Here is a 26,959-nt window from a genome sequence, read left to right as displayed (position 1 = left end):
GCTATGATCGCTATGATCGCTATGATCGCTATGATCGCTATGATCGCTATGATCGCTATGATCGCTATGATCGCTATGATCGCTATGATCGCTATGATCGCTATGATCGCTATGATCGCTATGATCGCTATGATCGTGATCACTAGGCTCCTCGCCTTCGATCGCCGCCATCAAGCCAATCACACGTGCCGATGTGCGCTGCAGAGGTCGCTGCAGAAACTGCTCCATCTCAGGCCCAACCCAGTAGACTAGATCCGCCTCCTGAAGTCGCTGCATATCCGAAGGGCGTAAGTTAAAGCCATGAGGTGACGCATTCGCTGGCACTAAGAGTTCAGGTTCAGCAATCCCCTGCATCACGTCCTGTGCAATCAACTGTAAGGGCTTGACACTGACCAACACTTGTTGAGCCGAAAGTGACGAACTCACGAAAAAGGCGGTGGCCGCCAAGGGCAAACTGAGGACGAATGGCTTGAATTTTGGCATGATGAGTTTTTTCCTGTAAAACGAACCTTAAGTTATAATATAACACACTCTTTTCTGCATTCGTTGAGTAAATCATGTCGGTTGATCACTGCGCTTTTGCCGGACACCATAATCACCAAGACTGCATCGACCAAGCGATGAGCCGTGCACGTGCCCTCTGTCGTCAGCGCGAACAACGTCTGACACCGATTCGTGAGCTGGTGCTTAAGCTGATCTGGCAAAGCCACAAACCACTCGGTGCTTATGATCTTCTGCCAGCCTTAGCTGCAGCCGGATTCAATTCGGCCCCCCCAACAGTCTACCGTGCACTGGAATTTCTTCAGGAACTGGGGTTGGTACACCGCCTGGCTTCGTTAAATGCCTTTATAGGCTGCTCGCAACCGCATCAGGAACACTCCAGCTATTTCTTTATCTGCCAAATCTGTCAGCTTGCGGAAGAACGCTCCATGCCTAGCCTTCATCAAGCCTTACAGGCTCAAGCGGACGAGTTAGGTTTTAAAATTCTACAAGAAACCGTTGAAGTGCTTGGTATCTGCCCAGCGTGCCGGAGTGAGCACTCACATCATGCCTAATACACACCGTGACTTGATTCGACTTGAGCAAGTGAGCGTCGAATTTAATCGCCATAGTGCACTCAAGCAGGTTTCTCTAGGGCTGCACGATGATTGCATTACCACCTTGATCGGTCCGAATGGCGCCGGCAAAACAACACTCGTGCGTGTCGTACTGGGATTGATTCAGCCAAGTTCGGGAAAGATCTGGCGCCAGCCGAATCTGCGCATAGGTTATATGCCCCAAAAACTGCAGATTGACCGCACCATGCCACTCACGGTGAAGCGGTTTCTGCATATAGGTTTAAAGCCCAACCCTGAACAACTTGAGGAAACACTGGGTCAGGTCGGGGCTGAACATCTACTTGAACACTCCTTTCATGACCTCTCGGGTGGGGAAACTCAGAGGGTGATGCTGGCGCGTGCGCTTCTACGTGATCCACAACTCCTGGTATTAGATGAACCCGTACAAGGCGTGGATTTAAATGGACAAGCGGAGCTTTATCAATTGATCGCTTCAATTCGAGATCAGCGCCAATGTGGAATCCTGATGATCTCGCATGATCTGCACCTGGTGATGTCTTCAACTGACCATGTCATCTGCTTAAATCAGCATATCTGCTGTTCGGGTCATCCCGCTAATGTAAGTCGTGACCCCTCATTTGTTGCACTCTTTGGTGAACGTCACGCGCAAGCTTTTGCCCTATATAACCATCACCATGACCACGAGCATGATATTCATGGTGACATCATCCTCGATCATCCTTCTCCCGAAGAAGGATGTAGCCATACGGGCAGTTCAGGAGAGACACCTCATGCCTGAGTTTCTTTGGTTAGCGCTTCTCGGCGGGCTGGGTGTGGCACTGGTGGCCGGGCCACTGGGCACCTTTGTGGTCTGGCGACGCATGGCCTACTTTGGTGATACCCTGGCGCATTCCGCACTGATGGGCGTCGCGCTCGGCTTTTTGTTCAAGGTCAATCTCAATCTGGCGGTGATGCTCTGCTGTGTTCTACTGGCTGTGATTTTAGTCTTCCTGCAAAAGCAGCATTGGGTCGCGACCGACACTCTGTTAGGAATTATGGCGCACTCCACACTTTCAATTGGCTTGGTCACTGTAGCGCTGCTGGATTCCATACGAATCGATTTGATGGAATACCTGTTTGGAGATCTATTGGCCTTAGCCCCTACGGATCTACTCTGGGTATGGGGAGGCGGTGGATTGATTCTCCTCCTGCTCTGGCGCTTATGGAATCCACTGCTGGCGATTACCATCAATGAAGAGTTAGCGCGCGTTGAAGGGGTACGCGTCGGTCAGGTGCGTCTAGCACTGATGCTGATGATCGCGGTCGTCATCGCCATCGCCATGAAACTTGTCGGGATCTTATTGATCACTTCACTGCTCATTATCCCCGCTGCTGCCGCACGACGCCTGGCACGCACACCAGAACAGATGGCCCTGTTTGCTTCCGTACTAGGGATGTTGGCCGTGAGCGGGGGCATCCTAGCCTCTTGGCATCTTGATACCCCTGCCGGGCCGTCTGTAGTGGTCTGTGCGTTATTGCTATTTTTATTCCTCTATAGCCTGCCGAGCCGACGTGTCTAATCTCGCCGCAGACTGAGATCTGAAACTCTAGAAGGCGGCATGATGGCTCGGTGTTTAGCGGTCTAACAGTTTCGACGCTGCGGCCAGCTATTCGCTAGAGCACCGAACAGGATGAGCACACCGCCTAACAGTGTCCACAGACTGGGAATTTCTTGGAAAAAGAACCAGCCGAGTAGGGCAGCAAACACCACCTGAACATAAGCATAGGCACTCACCTTCGCGGCGCCTTCCAGTGCCATCGCTTTAGTCAAACCTACCTGACCTATCTGAGTAAAAACCCCGACACCCAGCAATAAAAGCAAAGCCGGCAAGCTCGGCATCACAAAATCCTGGCCGAGAAACAGCAAAGAGCCGGGCAGAGCTACCAGCGGGAAATAGAAAATAATCACCGAGCTGTCTTCCGTCTGGCTTAAACGCCGAACCAACACATATGCCACGGCACTGCCAAAAGCGCCCGCTAAAGCAGCCACCAGACTGAATAGAGGCAGCGCATCCATCCCCCCGCCAAGCCCAGATTCTTGCCACTGCGGTTGCAACATCACGAGCAAGCCGAAGAAGCTGAAACCTAAGCAGAGCAGCGTCCGCAACTGTATCGCTTCACGCAGAAAAATCAGCGCTAAGAGTGCGGTAAAAGCGGGATAGGTAAACTGTAAAACACTGGCCTCAGCCAAAGGCAAGGTACTCACAGCGTAGTAAACACACACTAAGGCTAGAGAACCTACAAGACCTCGTGCAAAGAGTAAACCTCGCTCATTCCCCCAAACTGAAATGCCTTTACGCTTCACATCCAGATAGCTAATCAGCAGTGAAATCGCGGCACGTGCTGCGACTATTTCTAGCAAAGGAATTGCGTAAGCACTGACCGCTTTCACACAAGCCGCCATCAAGGCAAAACCCAGGGCTGAGATCAGCATATAGACAAGGCTGGAATGCATAAACACTCTCAGCCAGATCACCCTGCGGGTGTCTGGCGTATAGAAGGAAAAGCAGGGGGATCAGTGATCTTTGCGTGCCTGTTTGGGTTTTACATAGAACTTGAGCGGTTGTACCTGCACTTCATCGGCTTCCAACCTTGGAATCGATTTCGGTTTCTCACTATTCACGCGGGTTTCCAGCTCTGTCGGCTCAGGGCGGCCATCTAGGCGTAATGAGTCACTAAAACCACACTCCACACATTCGCGATGCTCACGCTCCTCATCACGATACATCCGCACACAATCCATCTTGCCACAGCGCGGACAAACCGCTCCCGCAATAAAACGCTTTACCACAGACATACATTTTACCCTTGCGTAATGCCGGAGTGGCGCAATAAAGCATCAACGCTTGGTTCGCGGCCACGGAAGGCAATAAATAGATTCATGGGTTCTTCTGAGCCACCCTTCTCTAGGATCTGCTCACGAAAATCACGTCCAGCCTCAGCACTAAAAATACCCTCTTCTTCAAAACGTGAGAAAGCATCGGCCGAGAGTACTTCAGCCCATTTATAGCTGTAATAACCGGCGGCATAACCTCCGGCAAAGATATGGCTGAAACTATGTTGGAAACGATTTTCACGGGGTGGTTTCAGCACCGAAACCTGATCCCGAACATCATTCAATACCGCCTGAATTTGCGTCTGTCCGGGTTGATACTCACGGTGGAGTCTGAGATCAAACAGGGAAAACTCCAATTGGCGCACCATCATCATACCGGCTTGGAAATGCTTCGCCGCCAGCATCTTATCTAACATATCTTGGGGCAGAGGTTCTGCACTCTGATAGTGTGCGGATATTTCAGCTAAGCCTTCCGCTTCCCAACACCAGTTTTCCATAAACTGACTGGGTAACTCGACGGCATCCCAAGCGACACCATTTATCCCACTGATATCGCTGTACTCCATACGCGTCAGCATATGATGCAGACCATGACCAAACTCATGGAAGAGGGTTGTCACTTCATCATGGGTCAGAAGTGCCGGCGTATCTCCCACCGGCGGTGTGAAATTACAAACCAGATAGGCCACTGGCAATTGTAAACTGCCATCCAAGCGTCGACGCCGTACGCGACAGGTCCCCATCCAAGCACCACCACGCTTGTTGGCACGCGCAAAAGGATCGAGATAACAATACGCCAGTGTTTCACCTTCACGACTCAAGCGGAAGAAGCGTACTTCGGGATGCCAAGTGTCAGCATCGTCCAGCTCTTCCACCTCAACACCAAACAGGCGCTCAGTCATCTTAAATAAGCCTTTCAACACCTGAGGCAAAGGGAAGTAGGGGCGTAATGCCTGCTGTGAAATGGCGTAGCGAGCTTGCTTGAGCTTTTCCGCAAAAAAACTGATGTCCCAAGGCTCTAGTTTATCCACACCCGTCGTTTCTTGAGCAAAAGCTTGTAAGGCGTGCAGATCCGCCTCTGCGACAGGGCGGCTACGTTGAGCCAAATCCTCTAAAAACCCTTGCACCTGCTCCGGTGTGTCGGCCATTTTAGTCGCTAAAGAGTAATGAGCATAAGACTCAAACCCCAGGAGCTGGGCCAACTCATGGCGCAAACTCAGGATCTCATCCATCACGGCTGAGTTATCCCACTGGCCCGCATTCGGACCTTGATCGGAGGCGCGTGTTGAGTAAGCCCGATATAGCGTTTCGCGCAGATTTGTGTTCTCCGCATAGGTCATAACGGCATAGTAAGCTGGAAAGTCTAAGGTAATCACCCAGCCCTGAAGATCACGGCTGCGAGCTGCCGACGCTGCGGCTTCCAGCGCATCTTCAGGCAAGCCCGCTAAAGCTTCAACCTGGGTAGTGTGGTAATACCAACCCTGAGTCGCATCTAGGAGGTTTTCAGAAAACTTATTATTCAATTCAGAAAGACGTGCTTGTATCTCGGCATAACGCTTCTTTTCCGCTTCCGGTAAAGCAATACCAGAGAGACGAAAATCACGCAGACTATTTCGAATCACACGCTGTTGAGCCGGATTCAGCTGTGCAAAGGCTTGGCTTTCAGCAAGACGCTCATAGGCTTTGAACAAGCCTAAATTCTGTCCCAACTCTGTCCAATAAGCCGACATCTTGGGTAAGCAGCGGTTGTAGGCTTCACGCAGAGCATCCGAATTCATCACGCTGTTAAGATGTGAAGCCACTCCCCAAGCTGCTGACAAACGATCACCACTCTCATCTAATCGAATGACCAGATCCTGCCATGTAAGTAACTGCTCACTTTCTGCAATCTCTTTGATCAAGGCGCGATTTTCTTCTAACAACTGATCGATAGCAGGCTCAATCTGTTCCACCTGAATTTGACTGAACGGCGGTAGAAGATGGTTTTCCAACAACGGATTATTCATGGTGCAGACTCCGAAACAAAAAAGACCTCAGCCGACAGCGCACGGCGACAATTGTTATACAATGGGGAAAGGCTTCTTGGTTTTCAACTGATTCAGGTAAGTGTAATGAAAATACGTTCCTATCAAGGTAAAACACCCAAACTGGGTGAGCGTGTCTTTGTCGATCCAAGCGCCGTGGTGCTTGGCGATGTGGTACTCGGTGATGATGTTTCCATCTGGCCACTGGCGGTCATTCGGGGTGACATGCACTTTATCCGTGTCGGGGCACGCACCAGCGTGCAAGATGGCGCCATTCTCCATATTACGCACGCAGGTCCCTATAACCCAGACGGCTTTCCTTTGATTATTGGTGAGGATGTTACGCTGGGTCATCAAGTGTTGTTACATGGCTGTGTGATCGGCAATCGTGTTCTGGTCGGTATGGGCTCGACCGTGATGGACGGTGCCGTGGTTGAAGATGATGTGGTGATTGGTGCCGGTAGCCTAGTGCCACCGGGAAAACGTTTGGAATCTGGCCATCTCTATATTGGCCGTCCGGTCAAACAGGTACGCCCCCTGACAGAAAAAGAGCTGAGCTTTTTCACCTACAGTGCGCAAAACTATGTGCGCTTGAAAGATCAACATCTAGAGGAAGACTGGGCACAAGACTCAACCCAGTCATAACCCTCTTATCAGGCTACAACTGCCAAGCCCAGAAGATTCCAAGCCCAAGGCAACAGTAGTGCTGTGAAGACACCCGTCAGCCCCATGCCCAGTGATGAAAACGCACCGGCAGTGGGGCTGATTTCAAATGCCCGCACCGTACCGATCGCATGCCCATTGATTCCCAAAGCAAACCCTATGACACGATGATCGGTAATCTGCAAAGCACGACAGAGTAGATTCACCCACAGAGTCGCCATTACCCCTGTAATCAATAACCCTCCCATCAGCAGAGGAATTTGCCCTCCCAACTGCTCGGTAATACCAATCGCAATCGGTGCGGTAACGGATTTAGCCGCCAAGGAGGCCAGCAACACGGAACTGCCTCCTGCCAGCCAAGCCAAAAATACCGAGTAAAAAGCCGCTAACATTGCCGCTAAGGGAAGTGTCAGCAAAATCGGGCGCCAGAGACGACGAATATGATGCATCTGCTGATATAAAGGCACACCCAAGGCAACGGTTGCAGGCCCCAATAAAGCCACCAACCAAGCGGCGCCCTGTTGATATTCCTGATAACTGATCTGCATCAACCCAAGAAATAGGCCCACCAAAAGCGCTGCCAATAGAATGCCTGGGCACCAGGTCGGACGGCCCATTTTTTGAAATAGATAATTGCCTAGAAAAAATGCACTGAGTGTCAGAGCGATGGCTAGGTAGGGGGTGAGCAGTAGCTGTTGTTTGAGCGACTCAAGGATCATGACTGAACATCCTCAGCCGTCTCTTGCTTAGATGCTGTAGGGGTCAATTTCGACATCAACACTAGGGTGGTAAAAACACTCAAGCAAGTGCCGATCACCAGCGCCAGAAAAATGGCCAGCCATTGATCCAAATAATCACCGGCCACAAAAAATACCCCGACAACACCCGGCATAATCAAGAGAGCCAACAAGCCGATCAGAGGCTGCGCCACGGCTTGTAAATCCTCCTGCATACGTCCACGCACTAGCAACCAAAAGGTCAAGCACAGCATGCCCAACACACCTGCTGAGATGGGTAGATTGAACAGTGCCGCCAGCACATCACCTAACAACAGAAAGCCCAGCAGAAACAGAAACCCTTTAATTACTGACATCTTTGACTCGAATTATCCCGCTGTCGTTTAAGCCTTGGCTTTCGCTACTTCACGCAAGCGATTCACCACCGCCGCATTGATACTGCGTTGGGTAAAATGACCATCGTCTTTGCGGATGCCGGCTTTACGACCCATCAAGACTTCCAAACACTCATCGACATGGCCAACGGCATGTATCGAAAACTCACCCGCCTTCACCGCATCCACGACCTCTTTTTTCAGCATCAAATTGCGAATGTTAGCTTTGGGAATGATCACACCCTGTTCTCCGGTCAGTCCGCGGGTTTTGCACAAGCGGAAAAAGCCTTCAATTTTTTCATTCACGCCACCAATCGCCTGCACCTCACCATACTGATTGATCGAACCGGTTGTGGCGTAATGTTGGCGGATAGGAATATGCGTGAGCGCGGAAATCAACGTACAGATCTCCGCTAAGGACGCACTGTCACCATCGATATAGCCATAGGATTGCTCCATTGCGATACTCGCAGAGAGGCTTAAAGGAAAATCACGGGCATATTTATGGCCTAGATAACCGGTTAGGATCAAAACTCCTTTAGAATGAATAGGTTGACCCAGGGTCACTTCCCGCTCTATATCAACGATCCCTCGGTTGCCAGGATTCACCGTCGCGGTAATACGTGCAGGTGTACCAAAAGAAACATCGCCCACCTGTAAAACGGTTAAACCATTCGCACAACCTATGGTTTCACCTTCGGTATCGATCAGTACCGTACGGTTCAGAATACTTTCCAAAATCTTTTCCGAGAGACGAGCCGTGCGGCGCTCCTTGGCCTGTAATGCCATTTCAACATGTGCCGCGGTAATCAGCTCCTCACTTTTTTGTTTACGTCGATAGTCGGCCTCACACAGAAGATCCACCAGCTCACCGATATGAGCAGATAAGAGTTCTTGATCTTCGGCTAGACGTGAACTGTGCTCAACCAAGCGCGCTACCGCCTGACGCTTGAGAGGTGCCAGACCTTCTTCTGTTGCCAGCGTTTTCATCAAACGAGCATAGTTACGAATGCTGTTCGCTGTGCGTCGTACATCTTCATCAAAATCAACGACCACACGAAACATCTTCTCAAAATCGTGATCCAGCTCTTGCAGTAGATAATAGGTTTCACGACTCCCGATTAAGACAATCTTAACCTTTAACTTAACCGGCTGAGGATTGAGTGTGATGGTACTCACCCCAGTGTATTCACTGATCGGGTTTTCGATCCGAATCTCATGGGATTTTAACGCACGCTTGAGCGCACTGTAGACAAAAGGCTGTTCGAGTAGTTTTTCCGCTTCCAACACCAAATAACCGCCATTGGCACGATGCAACGCTCCCGGACGGATCAGTTTAAAGTTGGTGATCATCGCCCCCATTTCGCTGGTGTACTCGATGCGCCCAAAGAGATTTTCATAGCTGGGATGCGCTTCATAGATCACCGGAGCGCCTTTGGTTTTATTGTTATCCACAATTAGATTCAAGCCGTAGCTCTCATCTAATACACTACTCCGCTGTTGGTCAGCACGTGCTTCTAACAAGCGCTCATCTGTGGATAACTCATTGGCATTTTTGATCAGATCTCTTTCCAGATGATTGAGATAATTCACCACTCCGGGTAGAGCGTTGTAGCGTTCACGCAGGGCGGAAAAGAGCGGATTCAGCGTGCGCTGGGCAGTCTCTCGATCCAACTTTTTAATGTCAGCCGAAGCATCACGACGCCACTTTGGCAGCTCCGTGAGCGCCTCATTCAACTGTTCTTCTAGCTCTTCTATATGGCGCTGAAAGGTTAAGCGTTCCTCTTCAGGCAGCTGTGAAAATACCGCCTCATCCATCGCTTGACCGTCAGCAACCGGTGTAAAACCGATACTGGCCGCATCGCGATACACCGCAATATTGTATTCACGTGCCTGACGCTCAACTAGATCGATAGCTTGGTCATAACGCCGGTTAAAATCACGTTCGATACGGCTTTTCATGCGCTGATAACCGGGACTTTCAAACGCAGCCGGCAAATCTGTCAACAAACTTTCCAACAGGTTATCCACATCTTTACGCAGTTGTACGGCTTTGCCTGCGGGCAATTCCAAGATGACAGGATAACGCGCATCCGAGAGATTATTTAGGTAACACCAATCACTGGGCTTCGCTTGTTTTTTAGCGTAGCCACGCAGACTTTCCATCGCGAAGGAAAAACGTCCGGTGTGCGGATTTCCCATCACAAAGAGGTTGTAACCCGGACGTTGCATATTGATCCCGAATTCCATCGCTTCAATAGCTCGTTCCTGACCAAAAAAGCCGCTGAAGGGTTCGAGAGTTTCTGTGGTGCGGAAAGGAAGGTCCTGAGGATCACATACCTTATAGAGCTGATCGGGCGTTAAACGGCTAGTGACAGTCATGGGCATTTCCCTCTACTGGACGCTTTCCCAAGTTTATAGCCTGATCCTGATGACAGACGCAAGCAATTGAATAGCTTGGGTTTCAAGGATTCATCTTGTTAAGTGCCTGAACTTGTGCCTGAGCTCGATGAATTAAACGTTCTGCAGTGCCTGTCGCAGCGCTTGCATGACACTCGCCGTCTGAGGTCGGACGCCACGCCAGATATAAAATGCCTCAGCCGCCTGCTCTATCAGCATCCCTAAGCCATCCAAGGCACGGCCACCTTGCGCTTCTGCCCAAAGACAAAAGGCCGTTGGCTCCGCCGCATACATCATGTCGTAACACAGGGTGTGAGTAGAGACTAACTTGGTAGAGATGGCAGGTAGAGCTCCCTGTAAACTGGCTGAGGTCGCATTGATAATGAGATCAAAAGGCGCCTCTCCCAGATCTGAAAAAGCACAGGCGTGTAATCGTGCTGCATTCAGCGCAAAAGGTGCTAAATCGTTCACGAGAGTTTCCGCCTTACTCAGCGTGCGGTTAGCGATCACCAATTCGGCAACACCGGCCTGAAGTAAAGGCAACACAACCCCGCGTGCCGCACCACCGGCTCCCAGTAACAAAACCCTTTGCCCAGATAACATCACGTGATGATTTTTGATCAGATCCGTGACAAGGCCACAACCATCCGTATTGTCACCACACAAACGACCCTGCTCATCTCGCCACAGAGTGTTTACCGCACCGGCCGCTTGTGCTGCTTGCGAGCGCACCTCAGCTAGCGCCCACGCTTGCTCTTTAAACGGGAGCGTCACATTCATTCCCTTACCGCTGCCCTGCAAAGCCTCCTGCACTTGTTGGGCAAACCGCCCCTCTTCACCCAGCAGGGGAGCATAGTTCAAAGACTCTTGTGTCTGTTCAGCAAATAAACGATGAATCAGCGGTGATTTACTGTGCGCGATCGGATTCCCAATCACCCAATATTGATCCATCAGTGATTCTCCTCTGTTAGATTGACCCAATCACGCGGTACAAGATAACGCTCATACAAACGCGCCTCTTCGCTACCAGCTTCTGGAGCCCAATCGTAACTCCAGCGGACCTCAGGTGGCAGTGACATTAAGATGGACTCGGTACGCCCACCTGACTGCAAACCAAACAGCGTTCCGCGATCAAACACAAGATTAAACTCAACATAACGCCCACGTCGATGCAGCTGGAAATCACGCTGACGTTCACCGTACGCACTATCACGACGACGCTCAATAATCGGCAGATAGGCAGGGAGATAACTGTCACCGATCGAGCGCATCAACGCAAAAGCTGTCGCAAAATCAGGCGTATTCAAATCATCAAAAAAGAGGCCACCGACACCCCGCGGTTCCTGGCGATGTTTTAAATAAAAATACTCATCACACCAGGTTTTAAATTTTGGATAGATCTCCGCGCCAAACGGCTCACAAGCGGCTTTAGCCGTGGCATGCCAATGCTGGCAATCTTCATCAAAACCATAGTAAGGCGTGAGATCAAAACCGCCACCAAACCACCAAACCGGCTCTTCACCCGGTTTTTCTGCAATAAAAAAGCGTACATTGGCATGCGAGGTCGGCACATAAGGGTTACGCGGATGGATCACTAGGGACACACCCATCGCCTGAAAATCACGGCCCGCCAACTCAGGACGATGCGCGGTCGCCGAAGCGGGTAGACGATCACCAAAGACATGGGAAAAATTGACACCACCTTTCTCTATCAGCTGTCCTTCCGCCAAAACACGGGTACGACCACCGCCACCGCCTTCACGTTGCCAAGCGTCTTCACTAAAGCCATGCCCATCCACCTCACTCAAGGATTGGCAGATCTGATCCTGCAGTGCCAACAAATAGGTTTTGACGGCTTGCACATCGACTTGGGACATTTGAAGACTCCTGTTCAGCTAGGTAAGCAAACACTTACTACGGTCGGATGATATATGAATCGTGTAGCGAACGAATGGTGCTGGGCTGACTATACCCCCCTGTTTGGCCATGCACGACCAAATCAAGCTTAGATCCGAAGTAAGTCATTACTCGCAGCCTATCCCTTGCAGGAGGGTAGCTCGCTGGATTGGCTGAAGTCGAAATTAGAGGGCGTCCCCAGGCTGAACACAAACGCTGCACCAGAGGATGATCACTGACTCGAACGGCCACACTCGCATGATGACCTTTGACCCAAGTGGGCACAAAACCCTGAGGATCCGGAATCAGCCAAGTATTCGGACCCGGCCAAGTGGCGGCAATACGCTCACGCTCTTGCTGTGTTAAGGGTGCCAGCAGGGGGTGTAGTTGCTCCATATTGGCGGCAACAAGGATTAAACCTTTATGTTCAGGACGACGCTTAATGCGCAATATATGTCTTACGGCATCGGCATTCCAAGGATCACAACCCAAGCCCCAGACCGCTTCGGTCGGATAGGCTAGCACCCCTCCCTGGTGAAGGATCCTGACAGCCTGATGTAACTGCCAGTTATTCATCTCATCACTCTCGTTACTGTTACACAACAAAACTAAATTTAGGAGCTGGTGCATCCGGTAATTTTTGGCTAGCTTGCTCAACGTTTTTGAGCAAACTTGCCGTATCCGCCGCCACCAGATTCAGATGACCCAGCTTACGCCCAGGGCGCTCTTCCTTACCGTAAAGATGCAAATGCGCCTCGGGTAAAGCTAATAACACCTCGGCAGGAGCCGATTGTCCAATAATGTTCACCATACAAGTCGGCGCTAAGGCTCGGGTATCCCCCAGAGGCAAGCCTTGAATGGCACGCAGATGGTTTTCGAACTGGCTGGTCACCGCGCCATTTTGGGTCCAATGACCCGAGTTGTGCACTCTCGGTGCCATCTCATTGGCCACTAAACGCCCATCGGCAGTTTGGAAAAGCTCAAGCGTGAGCACACCCACATACTCCAAAGCATCGAGTAGGGCATGAATATAGCCCTCGGCCTGACGCTGCACTTCAGCCGCAAGATCCGGCATAGGCGCCAAGGAGTAGCGCAGAATACCTTCGCTATGATGATTTTCCGCCATGGGATAAAACACCACATCCCCTTTTTGCCCGCGCACGGCAATCATGGACACTTCACGCACAAAGTCGACAAATGCCTCAACCACTAAACGCTCATGGCCAATCGCCTGCCAAGCCGCTTGAGCGTCTGAGGCATCACGCAGCACGGCCTGCCCCTTACCGTCATAGCCTTCTGTAATCGATTTAGCGACCACGGCGGCAGCACCCTGCTGCATCAACTCTCGGCACGCCTCAGCCAACTCTTCGGCACTGGCCACAAGACGATAGGGTGCAACAGGAATATTTAAGCGATCAAACAGTGCTTTTTCTTCAGCACGATTCTGGCAAACACGTATCGCTTCAACACTGGGATATAAAGGCTTAAGTGCCGCAACCTGGCGCACCAGCTCAACCGGCAGATGCTCAAACTCGTAAGTGACGAGATCCACCTCTTGCAAGAAGGCTTGCAGGGCGCTGCCATCTTCATTCGCATTGAAGGTGCGGCCTATATCGGCACTCGGGCTGCCACTGGTATCAAAAAAGACAAAGCGATTACCCAGTGGATAACCTGCCAGTGCCAACATCTGTCCTAATTGACCGGCACCCAGAATACCTATGCGCATAGGGCGAAAGACCTCATGGTTTTAAAATTGAACGAACCCAGCTTAGGGAAGCTGGGCTTAAGGACGCGGATCTGGATGATCCAGCACGTTTTGAGTCTGTTGTTGACGAAACTCAATCAAGGCCTGCTTAACCGCTGCATCCTGCAGAGCCACGATCTGTGCCGCCATAATGCCAGCGTTGGTCGCTCCCGCTTTACCTATGGCCAAAGTCCCCACGGGAACACCACCCGGCATCTGCACAATCGACAGGAGTGAATCCATACCACTCAGTGCTTTAGATTCAACAGGTACACCCAAAACAGGCAACTCAGTTTGTGAGGCGGCCATACCCGGCAGATGGGCAGCGCCCCCAGCACCCGCAATAATCACTTGTAAACCGCGTGATGCTGCACTTTTCGCATAGTCGAAAAGAAGATCTGGGGTACGATGGGCGGATACCACCTGAGTTTCATAAGGAACACCCAAGCGTTCCAACATTTCTACCGCATGTTCCATGGTCGGCCAATCCGACTTGGATCCCATGATTACGCCTACTTTTGGCTGCATCTGTCCATCCTGCGTTGTGGGCGCTCGGCGCCGCGCTTAACCTTGGAAAATAAAGCCCTGCAGGATACCTTGTATTGAAGAACTGGAAAAGTGAAACCCTTTCATTTCTGCTCAGCAAACACGTTCTACACGCTCAGCTTCTGCACGCACATAACCAAGTAGCTCCAACTCCATCAAGGCCTGCTGTAAGCGTGGAAAAGGCCATTGTAAGCGCTCACACAGCTCATCAAGACTCACAGCACTGAACTCTATCTTGTCCAGGACTTGATTCAGCTCAGGTGCTAAACCCGCCACACACGTCTGGGCAGGCAACTTAGTGTCAGCATCTGAGCGCAGGGTGTCAGCATCTGAGCGCAGGCTCATCGCTACGTCCGTTTCTGCAGCCTTAAGTAGAGCCGCGTCACTCAAGGATGTCATGGTCGATAATGAAGCCCTTTGAGCGGTGATTCCAGGAGCTAACGCGGTGAGCAGATGTTCCACTTCATAGACCAACTCAGCGCCCTCACGAATCAGTTGCAAACATCCACGACTCATCGGATTTTGTAGCGATCCAGGCAAGGCAAAGACCTCACGACCCTGCTCTAACGCTAAACGTGCGGTAATTAAGGAACCACTCAACTCAGCCGCCTCCACCACCAGCACCCCTAAACTTAATCCACTCAGGATACGATTACGTTTGGGAAAGTTTTGCGCCACAGGCGGTGTGCCCGGTGGCCATTCTGAGACTAAACAGCCTCCCTGTTCTAGAAGCGACTGAGCCAAACCCAAATTACGCCTCGGGTAGACCTGATCCAAGCTACTGCCCAAAACGGCAACACCTGGCATTTTTTCCTCGATACTCGCCCGATGCGCCTGACTGTCTACGCCCAAGGCCAAACCGCTGGTCAGAATCAAGCCTCGTTGTGTCAATTTCTGCCCGAACTCTAAAGCCAAGGCTTGCCCTTGGAAGCTAGGACGACGACTGCCAACCACAGCAATTTGTGGCCAATGTAGAATTTCATGATCACCCCGCACCCATAAAAGAGGAGGGGGATCAGGCAGTTGTAACAAACGAGCGGGATAACGCGGATCTTCTAAACAGAGACACAGCTGCTGATCCACTTCGGCCTGCACCAAGAGAGATTCAGCCAGGGCCAGCCAGTGATGGGGCTTGCGAGCAAGAGCCGCGTAGGTTTCATGGCGCAAACGCCAGCCGGTGGGTAATTGATTTTCCAGCAAGGCGAGGGGACGAATGCCTTGTTGATAGAGTTTAAACAGAGTTGCCGGGCCAATACCCGGCAGTAAGCTGGCGGCAACCCATTCCTTGGGTAACATAGGCCACTCCTTGGCAAGATGAAGAGCGTTGATGGTCGATGGATACTGAACCGCACCCGATCAACCCAATCATGTTAAGGCGCACGTACCTCATCACCGACCGTGATCACATCGGTTGCACGCATCACTAAACCATAACTGACTTTGTCGAATACACGATACACCATCAAGATACCGGCACGCTCGGCAGGCAACTGAATCGTTTCACGGGTGATCGGATCATTCAGCGTTTCACCCTTACGGAAAACCGCAAAAACATGACCTGGCTCAACCTGATCACGCTCACCTATATTCAACACAACCGAATCGAACTGACCGATTTTAGCAACGCCTTTCAGGACATCCATTATCTGTGCCTGCTCAATTTCTGGCCCAGGTTGCGGATAAAAGACCGACTGGATGCGCCGAGTATCTGAAGGCATCACACGATATTCAGAACGCACCTCTTCATGTGAACTGCGGATCTGCAAAGTCAGAATCTCTTCTTGCACCGATGTCACGGTGGCATCGGCCACTTTAAACAGCTCATGGCCAAGCAGCTCACCGGTCACCGGATCATAATAAGGCTTGGCGGGACGATAAATGACTTGATGGCGATCATCGGATTTCAAATGCCCACGCGCATAAACCCGATCACCGGCACCGGTAATGATACGGCGGTTATCCCCCCCCACGACATAAGGCGCATCCTGCAACAGATCTTCATCGACCACGAGGTTGTTATTGATAAAGCTGATGATATCGCGCAAAGGAATCGCGGGGATCGCCTGATCCAGTGGCAGAACACGAACCTGCGGCGAAAGCTTGCGCACACCGGAAGTTGGACGCAAACTCAAACGCGGCTGACCATCTACCCAAGTCAGGTAGATAACATCACCTGGATAGATCAGATGAGGATTATCAATTTGGGGATTCACACCCCATATTTCTGGCCATAACCAGGGACGATCCAGAAAACGACCGGAGATATCCCAAAGCGTATCACCCTTGACCACGACATACTCCGTCGGATGGCCTTCTTTTAATTGCAATCGATCTTGCCTGACCTCGGCCAATACCGATCCGGTCCAAAGCACGCTGGCTGTCAAAAGCCCACAAAGCAGTCGTTTCATATCCGGTTCCCTGTGAAAAACGCCCGCAAACAGGCTGTTTGGCTACGGGCCTTGGCATCTTAACAATGCATTCAGAAATCTATTGGTTATAATAGGCGGAACTGATAGGTACGTCACCTATCTGTGTCCGATCCTGCAGGTTAAAAAGTTGAATTCCTATGGCCCTACTGACAATTCTTGAATTTCCAGATCCGCGTCTGCGTACGATTGCCGAACCTGTCGAGCAGGTCGATGACGAAATCCGTCAATTGATCGATGATATGTTTGAAACCATGTATGACGCTCCAGGGATAGGCTTAGCCGCAACCCAGGTTAACGTACACAAACAAGTGATTGTGATCGATCTCTCAGAAGATCGCAGCGAACCGCTGGTCTTGATCAATCCTAAAGTTACCCTCCTGGCAGATGAGCTGGAAGAGATGCAAGAAGGATGTTTATCGGTTCCCGGTTTTTATGAAACGGTTGAGCGCCCAAATCGCATCCGTGTTGAGTGCTTGAATCGCCAGGGAGAAACCCAGATTTTTGAAGCGGAAGGCCTGTTAGCCGTTTGTGTGCAGCACGAGATGGATCATCTCAATGGCAAGCTTTTTGTTGATTACTTGTCTAATCTCAAGCGCACGCGGATTCGCAGTAAGCTGGAAAAAAAACACAAACAGGAACAGCTGCAACATTGATTTCTGTTCGCTGAATGTTTTGACCCTTTCGACTGCGGAGCCTGATATGAACGCCCCTTTACGTATAGTCTTTGCCGGAACGCCTGAATTCGCGGCCCAAAGCCTGGCCGCTTTACTGGAGACTGAACACGACATACTGGGCGTTTATACCCAGCCTGACCGTCCGGCGGGTCGAGGACGCAAACTCACACCTAGCCCCGTGAAGGCGCTGGCACAGGAACATCAATTGCCCGTGTTTCAGCCTCTCAGTCTGCGTACCCCAGAAGCTCAAGCGGAACTGGCGGCTCTTCAGCCTGATCTGATGATCGTGGTCGCCTATGGTTTACTCCTACCGCAAGCCGTACTCGATATTCCGCGCCTTGGCTGCCTCAATGTGCACGCCTCGCTCTTGCCACGTTGGCGCGGTGCCGCACCCATTCAACGTGCTCTCTTGGCCGGAGACCATGAAACTGGCATTACCTTGATGCAGATGGATGTGGGTCTTGATACCGGTGCGATGCTGTACAAAACACATCTCCAGATCGCTGAAGATGAAACCAGTGGCCAGCTGCATGATCGACTCGCTCAACTCGGGGCTCAAACCCTCGTCACTGGGCTAGAGCATTTAGTCGCCGGTAAGCTGACCCCAGAAGCCCAAGATGACACGCTCGCCTGTTATGCACACAAATTGAGTAAAGAAGAGGGGCTGATCGACTGGACACTTTCCGCTCAAACCCTGGCTCGACAAGTGCGTGGCCTGAACCCTTGGCCGGTCTGTTACACCCAGATGGCCGAAGCAACGCTACGCATCTGGGAGGCCGAGCCCAGTCAGCTCGCCCATACCTCAGCCGCACCCGGCACACTCATCGCTCTAGATAAGCAGGGCTTACATGTTCAAACCGGTTCAGGCGTGCTGTGTATTCGTTATCTGCAATTACCGGGCGCTAAAGCTCAACCCTTAGCAGCCTTACTCAACGGCAAACATCCCTTCCAAGTAGGCATGAGGTTTGGATCACATGAGGTTTAATTAAGTGAGTCCTTTTCGCCTCCAAGCCACCAAGCTGATCGAATCCCTAATTCTTGGACAGGGCTCCTTATCCAGCCTCCTGCCGCCTGCCTTAACCCAGGTGCGTGAAGAAGAACGCCCCTTACTACAGCAACTCTGTTATGGCACGTTACGAGAGTTTTTCCGCCTGGAAGCCATCGCTTTGCATCTACTAAGAGAACCTCCGCGTGAGCGAGATGCAGATGTCCTCGCACTCATTTTAATCGGCCTCTATCAGCTGCGAGAAATGCGTACAGCAACACACGCCGCTGTGGATGAAACGGTCAAAACGGCGAGGCTATTGAATAAGCCTTGGGCCAAGGGCTTGATTAACGCCTTACTCAGACGTTACCTGCGCGAAGAAGATCAACTGATTGCCGAGCTGCATGCAGAATCGAGCACTTTTCGTTATAACCATCCGGACTGGATGCTCGATAAATTGCGCCATAACTGGCCTGAGCATTGGCAACAATTAGTCTGGGAAAATGATCAAAGGGCACCGATGACGCTGCGTGTTAACTCACGCTTAACCTCTCGCGCAGCGATGCTCACCAAGCTACAAGAAGCCGGTATCCAGGCCCATCTCGGCGCACACAGCCCGACCAGCATTTATCTGCAAACACCTTGTGATGTGACACAACTTCCGGGATTTGCTCGTGGCGAGATCAGTGTTCAAGATGAGGCCGCGCAACTGAGCGCCGAACTGCTTCAACTAGCCCCCGGACAACGGGTCTTAGATGCCTGTGCCGCACCCGGTGGCAAACTCTGCCATCTTCTGGAAAAAGAAGAGAATCTGGCAGAGGTTATCGCCCTTGAACTCAATCCAAAACGCGCCGCACGCATCAACGAAAACCTAGAGCGCTTAGGTTTGAGTGATGCGTGTCATCTGATCTTGACCGATGCCACACAAACAGACTGGTGGGATGGGCGTCCCTTTGATCGTATTTTGATTGATGCGCCCTGTAGTGGCAGTGGGGTGATTCGACGTAACCCTGATATCAAGCTCTTGCGGCTGAGTGAAGACTTACTAGCTTTAGCCAAAATCCAGTTATCCCTACTCGAAGCGCTTTGGCCACTTTTGGCACCCGGTGGTTTATTGGTCTATGCCACCTGCTCCATCTTTCCACAAGAAAATGAGCGCGTCATCGAGCGTTTCTGCCGCCAACACGCGGATGCAGAGATTGATCCCATCCCCCTTAGCCTAGGCGTGGATCGCCAAGGGATGCGCCAGATTTTCCCGGCGCTGGATGGGCCTGACGGCTTCTTCTACGCACGCTTGCGTAAAGGGTCACCCGCTGAGGGAGAGCAAACAGGATGAACATCATTATCCTTGGTGCAGGTCAGGTCGGCGGTACGCTCGCTGAGAACCTTGCGAGTGAGGCCAACGATATCACCATTATCGATACCGACACTGCCCGTCTACGTGAATTAGCGGATCGTCTGGATATTCGTACCCTCGATGGTGCGGCCTCCAATCCTTCGGTCTTAGCTCAGGCCGGGGCTCAGGATGCCGACATGTTGATTGCAGTGACCAACAGCGATGAAGTCAATATGGTGGCCTGCCAAGTCGCACACACGGTATTTAATATCCCCACTAAGATCGCCCGCATTCGTGAACACGATTATCTCTATAACGATCGTGTCTTGTTTGCTGACAAAGCTATGCCGGTGGATGTCTTAATCAGCCCAGAAGAGCTGGTCACTCAACATATCAAAAAGATGATTCAGCATCCTGGCGCATTACAGGTACTGGACTTTGCTGAAGGGAAAGCCCAGCTGGTCGCCGTCCGCGCTTATTACGGTGGGCCCTTGGTCGGTCGTGAAATCTCCTTTCTGCGCTCACACATGCCCAATGTAGACACCCGAGTCGCCGCAATTTTTCGTCAGGATCGCCCCATCATTCCAAAAGGGGATACCGTGATTGAAGCCGATGATGAAGTGTTTTTTATCGCGGCGAAGAAGGATATCCGTGCGGTGATGAGCGAATTGCGTCGCCTCGACAATCCTTACAAGCGTATTATCATTGCCGGCGGGGGGAATATCGGTGCACGCTTAGCGGAAAGTCTGGAACAGGATTTCCAGGTTAAGCTAATCGAGCGCAATCTCTCGCGCTGTCATTACCTTTCACGTCATCTTAATAACACGATTGTTTTGAACGGCAGTGCTTCGGATCGTGATTTATTGATTGAAGAGAATATCGAAGATACCGATGTTTTCTGTGCGCTGACCAACGATGATGAAGCCAATATCATGGCATCCATGCTGGCAAAACGCTTGGGTGTGCGTACCGTGATGACTTTGATTAACAACCCCGCCTATGTTGAGCTAGTGCAGGGTGGGGTGATCGATATCGCCATTTCACCTCAGCAGACAACGATTGGTGCGCTACTGACTCATATACGTCGTGGCGACATTGTTGCCGTGCACTCTTTGCGCCGCGGTGCAGCTGAGGCTTTAGAAGCCATCGCACATGGTGATCGTAACTCTTCGAAAGTGGTCGGGCGTGCGATAGAGGAGATTCATCTACCTCCGGGAACGACCATCGGAGCGATTATCCGTAACGACAAAGTGCTCATCGCGCATGACGATATTGTGATTCAGAACGATGACCACGTAATTCTCTTCTTAGTCGATAAGCGGCGTATTGTTGAAGTAGAACGCCTCTTCCAAGTTGGCCTGACCTTCTTCTGATGGCTAACAGGAGATCTGCATGCACTTTCGCTTAATTCTCCGCGTCCTAGGTTTGTTGCTGATGCTCTTCAGCATCACCCAGCTGCCCCCCTTAGCTGTCTCCATCTATTACCAAGATGGTGCCGATATGGCGTTTGTGGCGTCTTTTTTCATTTTGCTGTTTAGCGGCTTTATGCTCTGGGTACCGGTCTATCGGGTGAGAGGCGAGCTAAGGGTCAGGGATGGCTTCTTAATTACCGTTCTGTTCTGGACAGTTCTCGGCTTGTTTGGAGCCGTGCCCCTGTATCTGGCACCCAATCCCGATCTGATCTTAGTGGATGCTGTGTTTGAGTCCATCTCAGGCCTTTCCACCACCGGAGCGACGGTCATTACCGGATTGGACGATTTACCCCGCTCAATTCTTTTTTATCGTCAACTTTTACAATGGCTAGGGGGTATGGGGATTATCGTCTTAGCCGTGGCCATTCTGCCGATGCTCGGTATCGGGGGGATGCAGCTGTATCGTGCTGAAATTCCAGGCCCGGTGAAGGACACCAAACTCACCCCCCGCATCACGGAAACAGCGAAAGCGCTCTGGTATATCTATGCCAGCCTGACTCTGCTCTGTGCGCTGGCCTATTGGGCCGCCGGGATGCAACCTTTTGATGCCATCGCGCACAGCTTTTCTACGGTGGCCATAGGAGGTTTTTCCACCTATGACGCCAGCATCGGCCACTTTGACAGCGGCTTAATCGAGCTGGTCGGCATCATCTTCATGATCATTTCAGCGATGAACTTCGCTTTACATTTTTTTGCTTGGCGACAACGCAGCCTTGGCCACTATTTTGCCGATCCCGAGGTGCGCTTTTTCCTTAGCATTCTGGCCATCACATTTATCATTACCTTTAGTGTGCTGCTGATCCATCAAGTCTATGAACCTGAAAGTTCGCTACGTCGCGCTGCATTTATGACCGTATCCATCGCCACTACGGCCGGTTTTGGTAATGGCGACTTTTCCTCCTGGCCGGTCATGCTGCCCTTTATGCTGTTTGTCACGGCGTTTGTCGGCGGTTGTGTGGGCTCTACAGGGGGCGGGATGAAGGTGATCCGTATTCTACTGATTTTGAAACAGGGCTACCGTGAGCTGCAAAGACTTGTCCACCCTAATGCTGTAATCCCGGTTAAGCTGGGTAAGCGTGCAATACCGGATCCGGTGTTACAGGCGGTTTGGGGGTTTTTCTCCGTGTATCTTCTGGTCTTCATTTTAATGATGATTGCACTGATGGGGACGGGTTTAGATCAGGTCACGGCCTGGTCAGCGGTCGGAGCGACCATTACCAACCTAGGCCCAGGCTTGGGTGAGGTCTCCTCTAACTTTGGTGGGATTAACTCCACCGCGAAATGGATTCTCTGTATCTCAATGCTTTTAGGGCGCTTAGAGGTCTTTACCCTGCTTGTACTGTTTACGCCTGTCTTTTGGCGGCGATAGGAACGTTATGCCTTCTGTATCGCCTGTATCGCCGCTTGCTGCACCCTAGCCTCAGTAAAAATGCGTTTCTCCTTCAGGGCGTGTATTAAAGCGCTTATATTCCCACTGATACTGTGCCGGTAGGGCGCGTACACACTGCTCAACAGAGCGGTTCATCGCCGCCGTCGCCTGCGCTAGATCCTTAGCATTCGTTTCAGGATCCGCTGCTACAAAGTAGATCTCAAAGCCCTTGCCTGAATCTAGGCGCTTTGCGTAACCACAAACCACCTGAGCTTGGGTTTGTGCCGCTAACTGTGGCAACAGCTTCATCGTCAGCGCAGGGATATTAAAGAAAGGAGCAAAAATCCCACCTTCAAGCTCGGGTTCTTGATCCGGCAGAATCCCCACCATCTCACCTTTTTTCAGTGCTTTCATCACCATCCGTACCCCCTGGACACTGGCCGGCGCCATACGGGTACCTAAACGCGCACGCATTTTCTTGATCAGATCATCCAAACGTTTTTGTTTCGGTGGTTTATACATCGCCGTGAAAGGGTAGCGACCCGACAGGTATAAATTCAAGATTTCCCAATTTCCCAGGTGCGGTGCGATTAAAATCACGCCACGCCCCTCGGCCAAGGCTTGAGTGATCAGTGCTTCATTCTCGACCTTCACAATCGTCTTCAGGCTGCGTTTAACCGGCCATAACCAGGACATGCCCATCTCAGCGAGCGCACAGCCTGTCTGCTCAAGACTCTCCTCTAATAACTGCTCCTGCTCTGCCTGCGACAACTCAGGAAAGCAACGTTGCAAATTACGTTGTGTAATCTGATACAGCTTAGATTTCTCTTTGCGCCGATAAATACGCTGACCTATAAAGCGCCCGATCGCCTGCGCCCAGCGCAGTGGCAGCAGAGAGAGGAGTCCGAGTAAAACGATTGCGAGCGTGGTTTTTAAAGCTTTCACTGTCTGTTCCCAATGCCAAATCGGTTTTTATTATACCTCGCACCCATGCGCTTGCCTGCTATGTCGAGATTATCCTTCTGAAGAAGGTTTCACGCGCAGGTTGTTGTATAATTGCGCACTTGTTTTGATCAATTGACAGCTAAGGTGATTCGCGTGACTGACAAGGCATCTCCAGACGTTAGCACATTTCAAGGGCTGATCCTCGCATTGCAGCAGTTCTGGGCGGACCAGGGCTGTGTCCTTGTCCAGCCACTGGACATGGAAGTAGGGGCCGGCACTTTCCATCCCGCAACTTTTTTACGGGCAATCGGCCCTGAATCTTGGCGCTCAGCCTATGTGCAGCCAAGCCGTCGCCCGACAGATGGTCGTTACGGTGAAAACCCAAACCGCCTGCAGCACTATTACCAGTTTCAGGTTGTGCTTAAACCCTCTCCCGATAATCTGCAGGAACTCTATCTCGACTCGCTGCGCCACCTCGGTATAGACCTGGCGATTCATGATGTGCGTTTTGTTGAAGACAACTGGGAATCGCCCACTTTAGGCGCTTGGGGTTTAGGTTGGGAAATCTGGCTGAACGGCATGGAGGTGACTCAGTTCACCTATTTCCAACAAGCCGGTGGCTTGGAATGCTATCCGGTAACGGGCGAACTGACGTATGGTCTTGAGCGTATCGCCATGTACCTGCAAGAGGTCGATAGCGTCTACGATCTGATTTGGGCCAAGCAGCCTGATGGCAGTGTGGTGACCTATGGAGATGTTTTCCATCAGAACGAAGTCGAAATGTCAGCGTATAATTTTGAACACGCCGATGTGCCGACTCTGTTTACCAATTTTGATCATTACGAAGCGGAATGTCTAAAGCTACTCGACGCTGGTTTACCGCTACCCGCCTATGAGATGGTGCTTAAAGCCTCCCATACTTTCAACCTGCTGGATGCACGCCATGCAATTTCAGTGACAGAACGTCAGCGCTTTATTCTGCGTGTCCGCACTTTGGCGCGCCAGGTCGCACAGGCCTACTTTGATGTACGCCGAGCTCTAGGTTTCCCACTCGCACCAGCAGATTTACGTGACGAAGTTTTGGCTGCATCTGAGGAGAAAGCGTAATGTCAGTTCAAGATTTTCTAGTTGAATTAGGGACAGAAGAACTTCCACCAACAGCACTTAAGGGCCTAGGTGAAGCCTTTTTATCCGGTATTGAAAAGGGACTGATGCAGGCGGGTTTAAACTATTCTGCCGCGGAGTTTTTTGCGGCACCACGTCGTCTAGCCGTTAAGGTGTCCGATCTAACCACTCAACAACCGGATCGTGCTTTTGAAAAGCGCGGCCCGGCAACCTCGGCGCCAACTCAGGCGGTTGAAGGTTTTGCGCGTTCTTGCCAAGTGAGTGTCGCGGATCTTGAAACAGCTGAGATCGGCAAAGGCACCTATTATATCTATCGTGCTCAAGAGCAGGGTAAAGCCGCTACTGAGCTTTTACCTGAGATTGTCTCACAGTCTCTGAACGATCTACCGATTCCTAAACGTATGCGCTGGGGAGCTCGCCGTACTGAGTTTGTACGTCCTGCACATTGGTTAGTTATGCTCTTAGGCGAAGAAGTAGTGCCTGCTACGATTCTAGGCCTCAGTTCAGGCCGCTACTCCCGTGGCCATCGTTTTCATCATCCCGATGCGATTGCGATCAATGCTCCGTCTGCTTACCTAGACACCTTGTTAGCTGCCAAGGTGATTGCCGATTTCCAGCAACGCCGCGAGACAATTCGTCATCAAGTCCAAGCAGAAGCTGCACGCTTAAAGGCTCAAGTAGTCATAGATGAAGATCTACTTGATGAAGTCACTGCTCTGAACGAGTGGCCTGTAGCACTAACGGGGCGTTTTGAAGAACGCTTCTTACAGGTGCCCGCTGAAGCACTGATCTCTTCTATGAAGGCTAACCAGAAGTATTTCCACTTGATCGATGAGGATGGAAAACTTCTGCCTTACTTCATCACTCTGGCCAATATTGAATCTAAAGATCCTGCACAGATCATCGCCGGCAACGAAAAGGTCATACGTCCTCGCTTGGCCGATGCCGCCTTCTTTTTTGATCAAGACCGCTTACAACCCCTTGCCCAGCGCATTGATCAGTTAAAAAACATTGTGTTCCAACATGATCTCGGCACCCTGTTTGATAAGTCACAGCGCATTGAGAAATTAGCTGTCGCGATTGCGAAAGAGATAAAAGGCTCTACGGAGTTTGCCGCACGTGCCGCGTTACTGGCGAAGTGTGACTTGATGACCAACATGGTCTTTGAGTTCACTGAACTACAAGGCTTGATGGGCTATCACTATGCCCGCCATGACGGTGAAGCAGATGAAGTTGCCACGGCTTTAAATGAACAATATATGCCACGTTTTTCGGGTGACCAGCTTCCCACTACCGCTACAGGGATGGCATTAGCCTTAGCTGATCGCTTAGATACCTTAACGGGTTTGTTTGCAATCAATCAGCCACCCACGGGCTCAAAAGATCCTTTTGCTCTGCGTCGCCAGTCTTTAGGTATCTTACGTATTCTGATTGAACGCCAACTCGATCTTGATCTGGAAACTTTGGTCTCTGCAGCTGCAGACAATTTCCAAGGCTTACCGGGTCAGGCCGATGTCGTCAAACGCGTTGTTGATTTTATGCTTGAGCGTTTCCGCGCATGGTATGAAGAGAAGGGTGTAGCACCTGAGGTCTACCTTGCTGTAGCGGCTCTACGTCCTACACGCCCATTAGATTTTGATCAACGTGTCATGGCTGTATCTGCTTTTTCACAACTTGCGGAAGCAGCCGATCTGGCCGCTGCCAACAAACGCGTTTCGAATCTGCTAAGCAAGCAGGACAGCGTTCAGGCATCACTCAATCCTGACCTTCTTACGGACAGCGCCGAGATCGCACTCTATGAGGCCATTTCTGCGCTCGAAGGTGAAGTCGAGACTCTGTTTAACGCTGGTGACTATGCTACGGCACTTAAGTCCTTGGCCAGCTTAAAGCCTGCTGTGAATGATTTCTTTGATGGGGTCATGGTCATGGCGGAAGATGAGGCACTACGTCACAACCGCTTAGCCTTGCTACAAAAACTGCGCAGCCTCTTCCTTGGCGCAGCAGATATTTCTCTGCTCTAAGCTTTTTGCTGAACCTCTTAGAAAGCCCCGCACCGCGGGGTTTTTTATTGCCTAATGCTTACTCATACTCATGGATTATTGAATCCTTCTTATCATAAATGGTTTCTTGGCATAGAGGGTGAAACCGCGACTGACTAAGCGGATGTTTCACGTGAAACACCCCATCATCGATGTACAGTTCCGAAATAATGTCTCGAGAGACTCACTCCGCCAAGCCAAATAGAATCAGAAATCCTGGCTAGTTGGCTTCGAGTATTTGATAACT

The 26,959-nt window shown here is 51.1% G+C and carries 26 protein-coding genes; 11 read left to right on the top strand and 15 right to left on the bottom strand.

What is annotated here, in order from left to right:
- The coding region (locus tag E1H14_RS12160; RefSeq protein ID WP_160142064.1) for a metal ABC transporter solute-binding protein, Zn/Mn family at positions 1–483 on the bottom strand (483 nt) is incomplete at its 3' end.
- Between the two features lie 74 nt (positions 484–557).
- Between E1H14_RS12160 and E1H14_RS12155 the strand changes: the two genes are divergently transcribed.
- From E1H14_RS12155 to znuB, 3 genes are read left to right on the top strand one after another with little or no spacing between them, the layout of a single operon-like run.
- Positions 558–1,055, top strand: coding sequence for a Fur family transcriptional regulator (locus tag E1H14_RS12155; protein WP_149391753.1), 498 nt, complete (start codon positions 558–560; stop codon positions 1,053–1,055).
- Positions 1,048–1,857: a zinc ABC transporter ATP-binding protein ZnuC gene (gene znuC, locus E1H14_RS12150; protein ID WP_149391752.1), complete on the top strand. Its 810-nt coding sequence runs from the start codon at positions 1,048–1,050 to the stop codon at positions 1,855–1,857. The genes E1H14_RS12155 and znuC overlap by 8 nt, the downstream gene beginning before the upstream one ends.
- Entirely contained in the window at positions 1,850–2,638 is a 789-nt protein-coding gene (gene znuB, locus E1H14_RS12145; RefSeq protein ID WP_149391751.1) for a zinc ABC transporter permease subunit ZnuB, read from the top strand. Before znuC ends, znuB begins: the two co-directional genes overlap by 8 nt.
- Positions 2,639–2,700: 62 nt before the next feature.
- Here the strand turns inward: znuB and E1H14_RS12140 are convergent, their stop codons facing one another.
- The 3 genes from E1H14_RS12140 to prlC are packed head-to-tail and all read right to left on the bottom strand — an operon-like array spanning position 2,701 to position 5,960.
- Positions 2,701–3,573: a DMT family transporter gene (locus E1H14_RS12140; RefSeq protein WP_200834099.1), complete on the bottom strand. Its 873-nt coding sequence runs from the start codon at positions 3,571–3,573 to the stop codon at positions 2,701–2,703.
- A gap of 60 nt (positions 3,574–3,633) precedes the next feature.
- Positions 3,634–3,915: a YheV family putative zinc ribbon protein gene (locus tag E1H14_RS12135; RefSeq protein ID WP_149391750.1), complete on the bottom strand. Its 282-nt coding sequence runs from the start codon at positions 3,913–3,915 to the stop codon at positions 3,634–3,636.
- A gap of 5 nt (positions 3,916–3,920) precedes the next feature.
- Entirely contained in the window at positions 3,921–5,960 is a 2,040-nt protein-coding gene (prlC, locus tag E1H14_RS12130; RefSeq protein ID WP_149391749.1) for an oligopeptidase A, read from the bottom strand.
- Between the two features lie 105 nt (positions 5,961–6,065).
- Between prlC and E1H14_RS12125 the strand changes: the two genes are divergently transcribed.
- The gene (locus E1H14_RS12125) at positions 6,066–6,623 is read left to right on the top strand and encodes a gamma carbonic anhydrase family protein (RefSeq protein WP_149391748.1); all 558 of its coding nucleotides are present in this window, start codon (positions 6,066–6,068) and stop codon (positions 6,621–6,623) included.
- Between the two features lie 8 nt (positions 6,624–6,631).
- Here the strand turns inward: E1H14_RS12125 and E1H14_RS12120 are convergent, their stop codons facing one another.
- From E1H14_RS12120 to E1H14_RS12075, 10 genes are all read right to left on the bottom strand, one after another.
- Positions 6,632–7,360, bottom strand: a complete 729-nt coding sequence (locus E1H14_RS12120) for an LrgB family protein (protein WP_149391747.1) — start codon at positions 7,358–7,360, stop codon at positions 6,632–6,634.
- A complete protein-coding gene (locus tag E1H14_RS12115) occupies positions 7,357–7,734 on the bottom strand; it encodes a CidA/LrgA family protein (protein WP_149391746.1) in 378 nt (125 codons plus the stop codon). The genes E1H14_RS12120 and E1H14_RS12115 overlap by 4 nt, the downstream gene beginning before the upstream one ends.
- A 27-nt stretch (positions 7,735–7,761) precedes the next feature.
- A complete protein-coding gene (locus E1H14_RS12110; RefSeq protein ID WP_149391745.1) occupies positions 7,762–10,134 on the bottom strand; it encodes a Lon protease family protein in 2,373 nt (790 codons plus the stop codon).
- Positions 10,135–10,266: 132 nt separating this feature from the next.
- Positions 10,267–11,103: a shikimate dehydrogenase gene (aroE, locus tag E1H14_RS12105; RefSeq protein WP_149391744.1), complete on the bottom strand. Its 837-nt coding sequence runs from the start codon at positions 11,101–11,103 to the stop codon at positions 10,267–10,269.
- Positions 11,103–12,029, bottom strand: coding sequence for an oxygen-dependent coproporphyrinogen oxidase (gene hemF, locus E1H14_RS12100; protein ID WP_149391743.1), 927 nt, complete (start codon positions 12,027–12,029; stop codon positions 11,103–11,105). The genes aroE and hemF overlap by 1 nt, the downstream gene beginning before the upstream one ends.
- A 37-nt stretch (positions 12,030–12,066) precedes the next feature.
- Positions 12,067–12,624, bottom strand: coding sequence for an L-threonylcarbamoyladenylate synthase (locus E1H14_RS12095; protein ID WP_149391742.1), 558 nt, complete (start codon positions 12,622–12,624; stop codon positions 12,067–12,069).
- 19 nt (positions 12,625–12,643) lie between these two features.
- Complete coding sequence (locus tag E1H14_RS12090; RefSeq protein ID WP_149391741.1) at positions 12,644–13,774, bottom strand: 5-(carboxyamino)imidazole ribonucleotide synthase; 1,131 nt, start codon at positions 13,772–13,774, stop codon at positions 12,644–12,646.
- A gap of 57 nt (positions 13,775–13,831) precedes the next feature.
- A complete protein-coding gene (gene purE / locus E1H14_RS12085) occupies positions 13,832–14,320 on the bottom strand; it encodes a 5-(carboxyamino)imidazole ribonucleotide mutase (protein ID WP_149391740.1) in 489 nt (162 codons plus the stop codon).
- Between the two features lie 111 nt (positions 14,321–14,431).
- Complete coding sequence (gene dprA / locus E1H14_RS12080) at positions 14,432–15,634, bottom strand: DNA-processing protein DprA (protein WP_149391739.1); 1,203 nt, start codon at positions 15,632–15,634, stop codon at positions 14,432–14,434.
- A gap of 74 nt (positions 15,635–15,708) precedes the next feature.
- Positions 15,709–16,746, bottom strand: a complete 1,038-nt coding sequence (locus tag E1H14_RS12075; RefSeq protein ID WP_149391738.1) for a LysM peptidoglycan-binding domain-containing protein — start codon at positions 16,744–16,746, stop codon at positions 15,709–15,711.
- Positions 16,747–16,904: 158 nt separating this feature from the next.
- On the opposite strand from E1H14_RS12075, the gene def reads away from it, so the two are divergent.
- The 5 genes from def to E1H14_RS12050 are packed head-to-tail and all read left to right on the top strand — an operon-like array spanning position 16,905 to position 22,603.
- Positions 16,905–17,420 carry a peptide deformylase gene (gene def / locus E1H14_RS12070; protein ID WP_149391737.1) on the top strand — a complete coding sequence of 172 codons (516 nt, stop codon included), beginning with the start codon at positions 16,905–16,907 and terminating at the stop codon, positions 17,418–17,420.
- A 46-nt stretch (positions 17,421–17,466) separates the two neighbouring features.
- The gene (gene fmt / locus E1H14_RS12065) at positions 17,467–18,426 is read left to right on the top strand and encodes a methionyl-tRNA formyltransferase (RefSeq protein WP_149391736.1); all 960 of its coding nucleotides are present in this window, start codon (positions 17,467–17,469) and stop codon (positions 18,424–18,426) included.
- A gap of 4 nt (positions 18,427–18,430) precedes the next feature.
- Positions 18,431–19,762, top strand: a complete 1,332-nt coding sequence (rsmB, locus tag E1H14_RS12060) for a 16S rRNA (cytosine(967)-C(5))-methyltransferase RsmB (protein ID WP_149391735.1) — start codon at positions 18,431–18,433, stop codon at positions 19,760–19,762.
- A complete protein-coding gene (gene trkA, locus E1H14_RS12055; protein ID WP_149391734.1) occupies positions 19,759–21,135 on the top strand; it encodes a Trk system potassium transporter TrkA in 1,377 nt (458 codons plus the stop codon). Before rsmB ends, trkA begins: the two co-directional genes overlap by 4 nt.
- Positions 21,136–21,154: 19 nt before the next feature.
- A complete protein-coding gene (locus tag E1H14_RS12050; protein WP_149391733.1) occupies positions 21,155–22,603 on the top strand; it encodes a TrkH family potassium uptake protein in 1,449 nt (482 codons plus the stop codon).
- 51 nt (positions 22,604–22,654) lie between these two features.
- Here the strand turns inward: E1H14_RS12050 and E1H14_RS12045 are convergent, their stop codons facing one another.
- Positions 22,655–23,548 carry a lysophospholipid acyltransferase family protein gene (locus E1H14_RS12045; protein ID WP_149391732.1) on the bottom strand — a complete coding sequence of 298 codons (894 nt, stop codon included), beginning with the start codon at positions 23,546–23,548 and terminating at the stop codon, positions 22,655–22,657.
- 153 nt (positions 23,549–23,701) lie between these two features.
- On the opposite strand from E1H14_RS12045, the gene glyQ reads away from it, so the two are divergent.
- Together glyQ and glyS are read left to right on the top strand one after the other, a co-directional pair.
- Complete coding sequence (glyQ, locus tag E1H14_RS12040) at positions 23,702–24,655, top strand: glycine--tRNA ligase subunit alpha (RefSeq protein WP_149391731.1); 954 nt, start codon at positions 23,702–23,704, stop codon at positions 24,653–24,655.
- Positions 24,655–26,694, top strand: a complete 2,040-nt coding sequence (gene glyS, locus E1H14_RS12035) for a glycine--tRNA ligase subunit beta (protein WP_149391730.1) — start codon at positions 24,655–24,657, stop codon at positions 26,692–26,694. The genes glyQ and glyS overlap by 1 nt, the downstream gene beginning before the upstream one ends.
- Positions 26,695–26,959: the final 265 nt, after the last annotated feature.

Origin of the sequence: Nitrincola tapanii, from assembly GCF_008368715.1 — a bacterium.
Taxonomy (GTDB): Bacteria; Pseudomonadota; Gammaproteobacteria; order Pseudomonadales; family Balneatricaceae; genus Nitrincola; species Nitrincola tapanii.
This window is presented reverse-complemented; position numbering and strand designations above follow the sequence as displayed.

Coding starts and splice junctions, on each gene's coding strand:
- dprA (WP_149391739.1), bottom strand. CDS start 15,634: ATGTTACCCAAGGAATGGGTTGCCGCCAGCTTACTGCCGGGTATTGGC.
- E1H14_RS12090 (WP_149391741.1), bottom strand. CDS start 13,774: ATGCGCATAGGTATTCTGGGTGCCGGTCAATTAGGACAGATGTTGGCA.
- E1H14_RS12095 (WP_149391742.1), bottom strand. CDS start 12,624: ATGAATAACTGGCAGTTACATCAGGCTGTCAGGATCCTTCACCAGGGA.
- E1H14_RS12125 (WP_149391748.1), top strand. CDS start 6,066: ATGAAAATACGTTCCTATCAAGGTAAAACACCCAAACTGGGTGAGCGT.
- E1H14_RS12050 (WP_149391733.1), top strand. CDS start 21,155: ATGCACTTTCGCTTAATTCTCCGCGTCCTAGGTTTGTTGCTGATGCTC.
- E1H14_RS12115 (WP_149391746.1), bottom strand. CDS start 7,734: ATGTCAGTAATTAAAGGGTTTCTGTTTCTGCTGGGCTTTCTGTTGTTA.
- znuB (WP_149391751.1), top strand. CDS start 1,850: ATGCCTGAGTTTCTTTGGTTAGCGCTTCTCGGCGGGCTGGGTGTGGCA.
- prlC (WP_149391749.1), bottom strand. CDS start 5,960: ATGAATAATCCGTTGTTGGAAAACCATCTTCTACCGCCGTTCAGTCAA.
- E1H14_RS12140 (WP_200834099.1), bottom strand. CDS start 3,573: ATGCATTCCAGCCTTGTCTATATGCTGATCTCAGCCCTGGGTTTTGCC.
- E1H14_RS12135 (WP_149391750.1), bottom strand. CDS start 3,915: ATGTCTGTGGTAAAGCGTTTTATTGCGGGAGCGGTTTGTCCGCGCTGT.
- glyS (WP_149391730.1), top strand. CDS start 24,655: ATGTCAGTTCAAGATTTTCTAGTTGAATTAGGGACAGAAGAACTTCCA.
- znuC (WP_149391752.1), top strand. CDS start 1,048: ATGCCTAATACACACCGTGACTTGATTCGACTTGAGCAAGTGAGCGTC.
- aroE (WP_149391744.1), bottom strand. CDS start 11,103: ATGGATCAATATTGGGTGATTGGGAATCCGATCGCGCACAGTAAATCA.
- E1H14_RS12120 (WP_149391747.1), bottom strand. CDS start 7,360: ATGATCCTTGAGTCGCTCAAACAACAGCTACTGCTCACCCCCTACCTA.
- E1H14_RS12075 (WP_149391738.1), bottom strand. CDS start 16,746: ATGAAACGACTGCTTTGTGGGCTTTTGACAGCCAGCGTGCTTTGGACC.
- def (WP_149391737.1), top strand. CDS start 16,905: ATGGCCCTACTGACAATTCTTGAATTTCCAGATCCGCGTCTGCGTACG.
- E1H14_RS12110 (WP_149391745.1), bottom strand. CDS start 10,134: ATGACTGTCACTAGCCGTTTAACGCCCGATCAGCTCTATAAGGTATGT.
- trkA (WP_149391734.1), top strand. CDS start 19,759: ATGAACATCATTATCCTTGGTGCAGGTCAGGTCGGCGGTACGCTCGCT.
- fmt (WP_149391736.1), top strand. CDS start 17,467: ATGAACGCCCCTTTACGTATAGTCTTTGCCGGAACGCCTGAATTCGCG.
- purE (WP_149391740.1), bottom strand. CDS start 14,320: ATGCAGCCAAAAGTAGGCGTAATCATGGGATCCAAGTCGGATTGGCCG.
- E1H14_RS12155 (WP_149391753.1), top strand. CDS start 558: ATGTCGGTTGATCACTGCGCTTTTGCCGGACACCATAATCACCAAGAC.
- hemF (WP_149391743.1), bottom strand. CDS start 12,029: ATGTCCCAAGTCGATGTGCAAGCCGTCAAAACCTATTTGTTGGCACTG.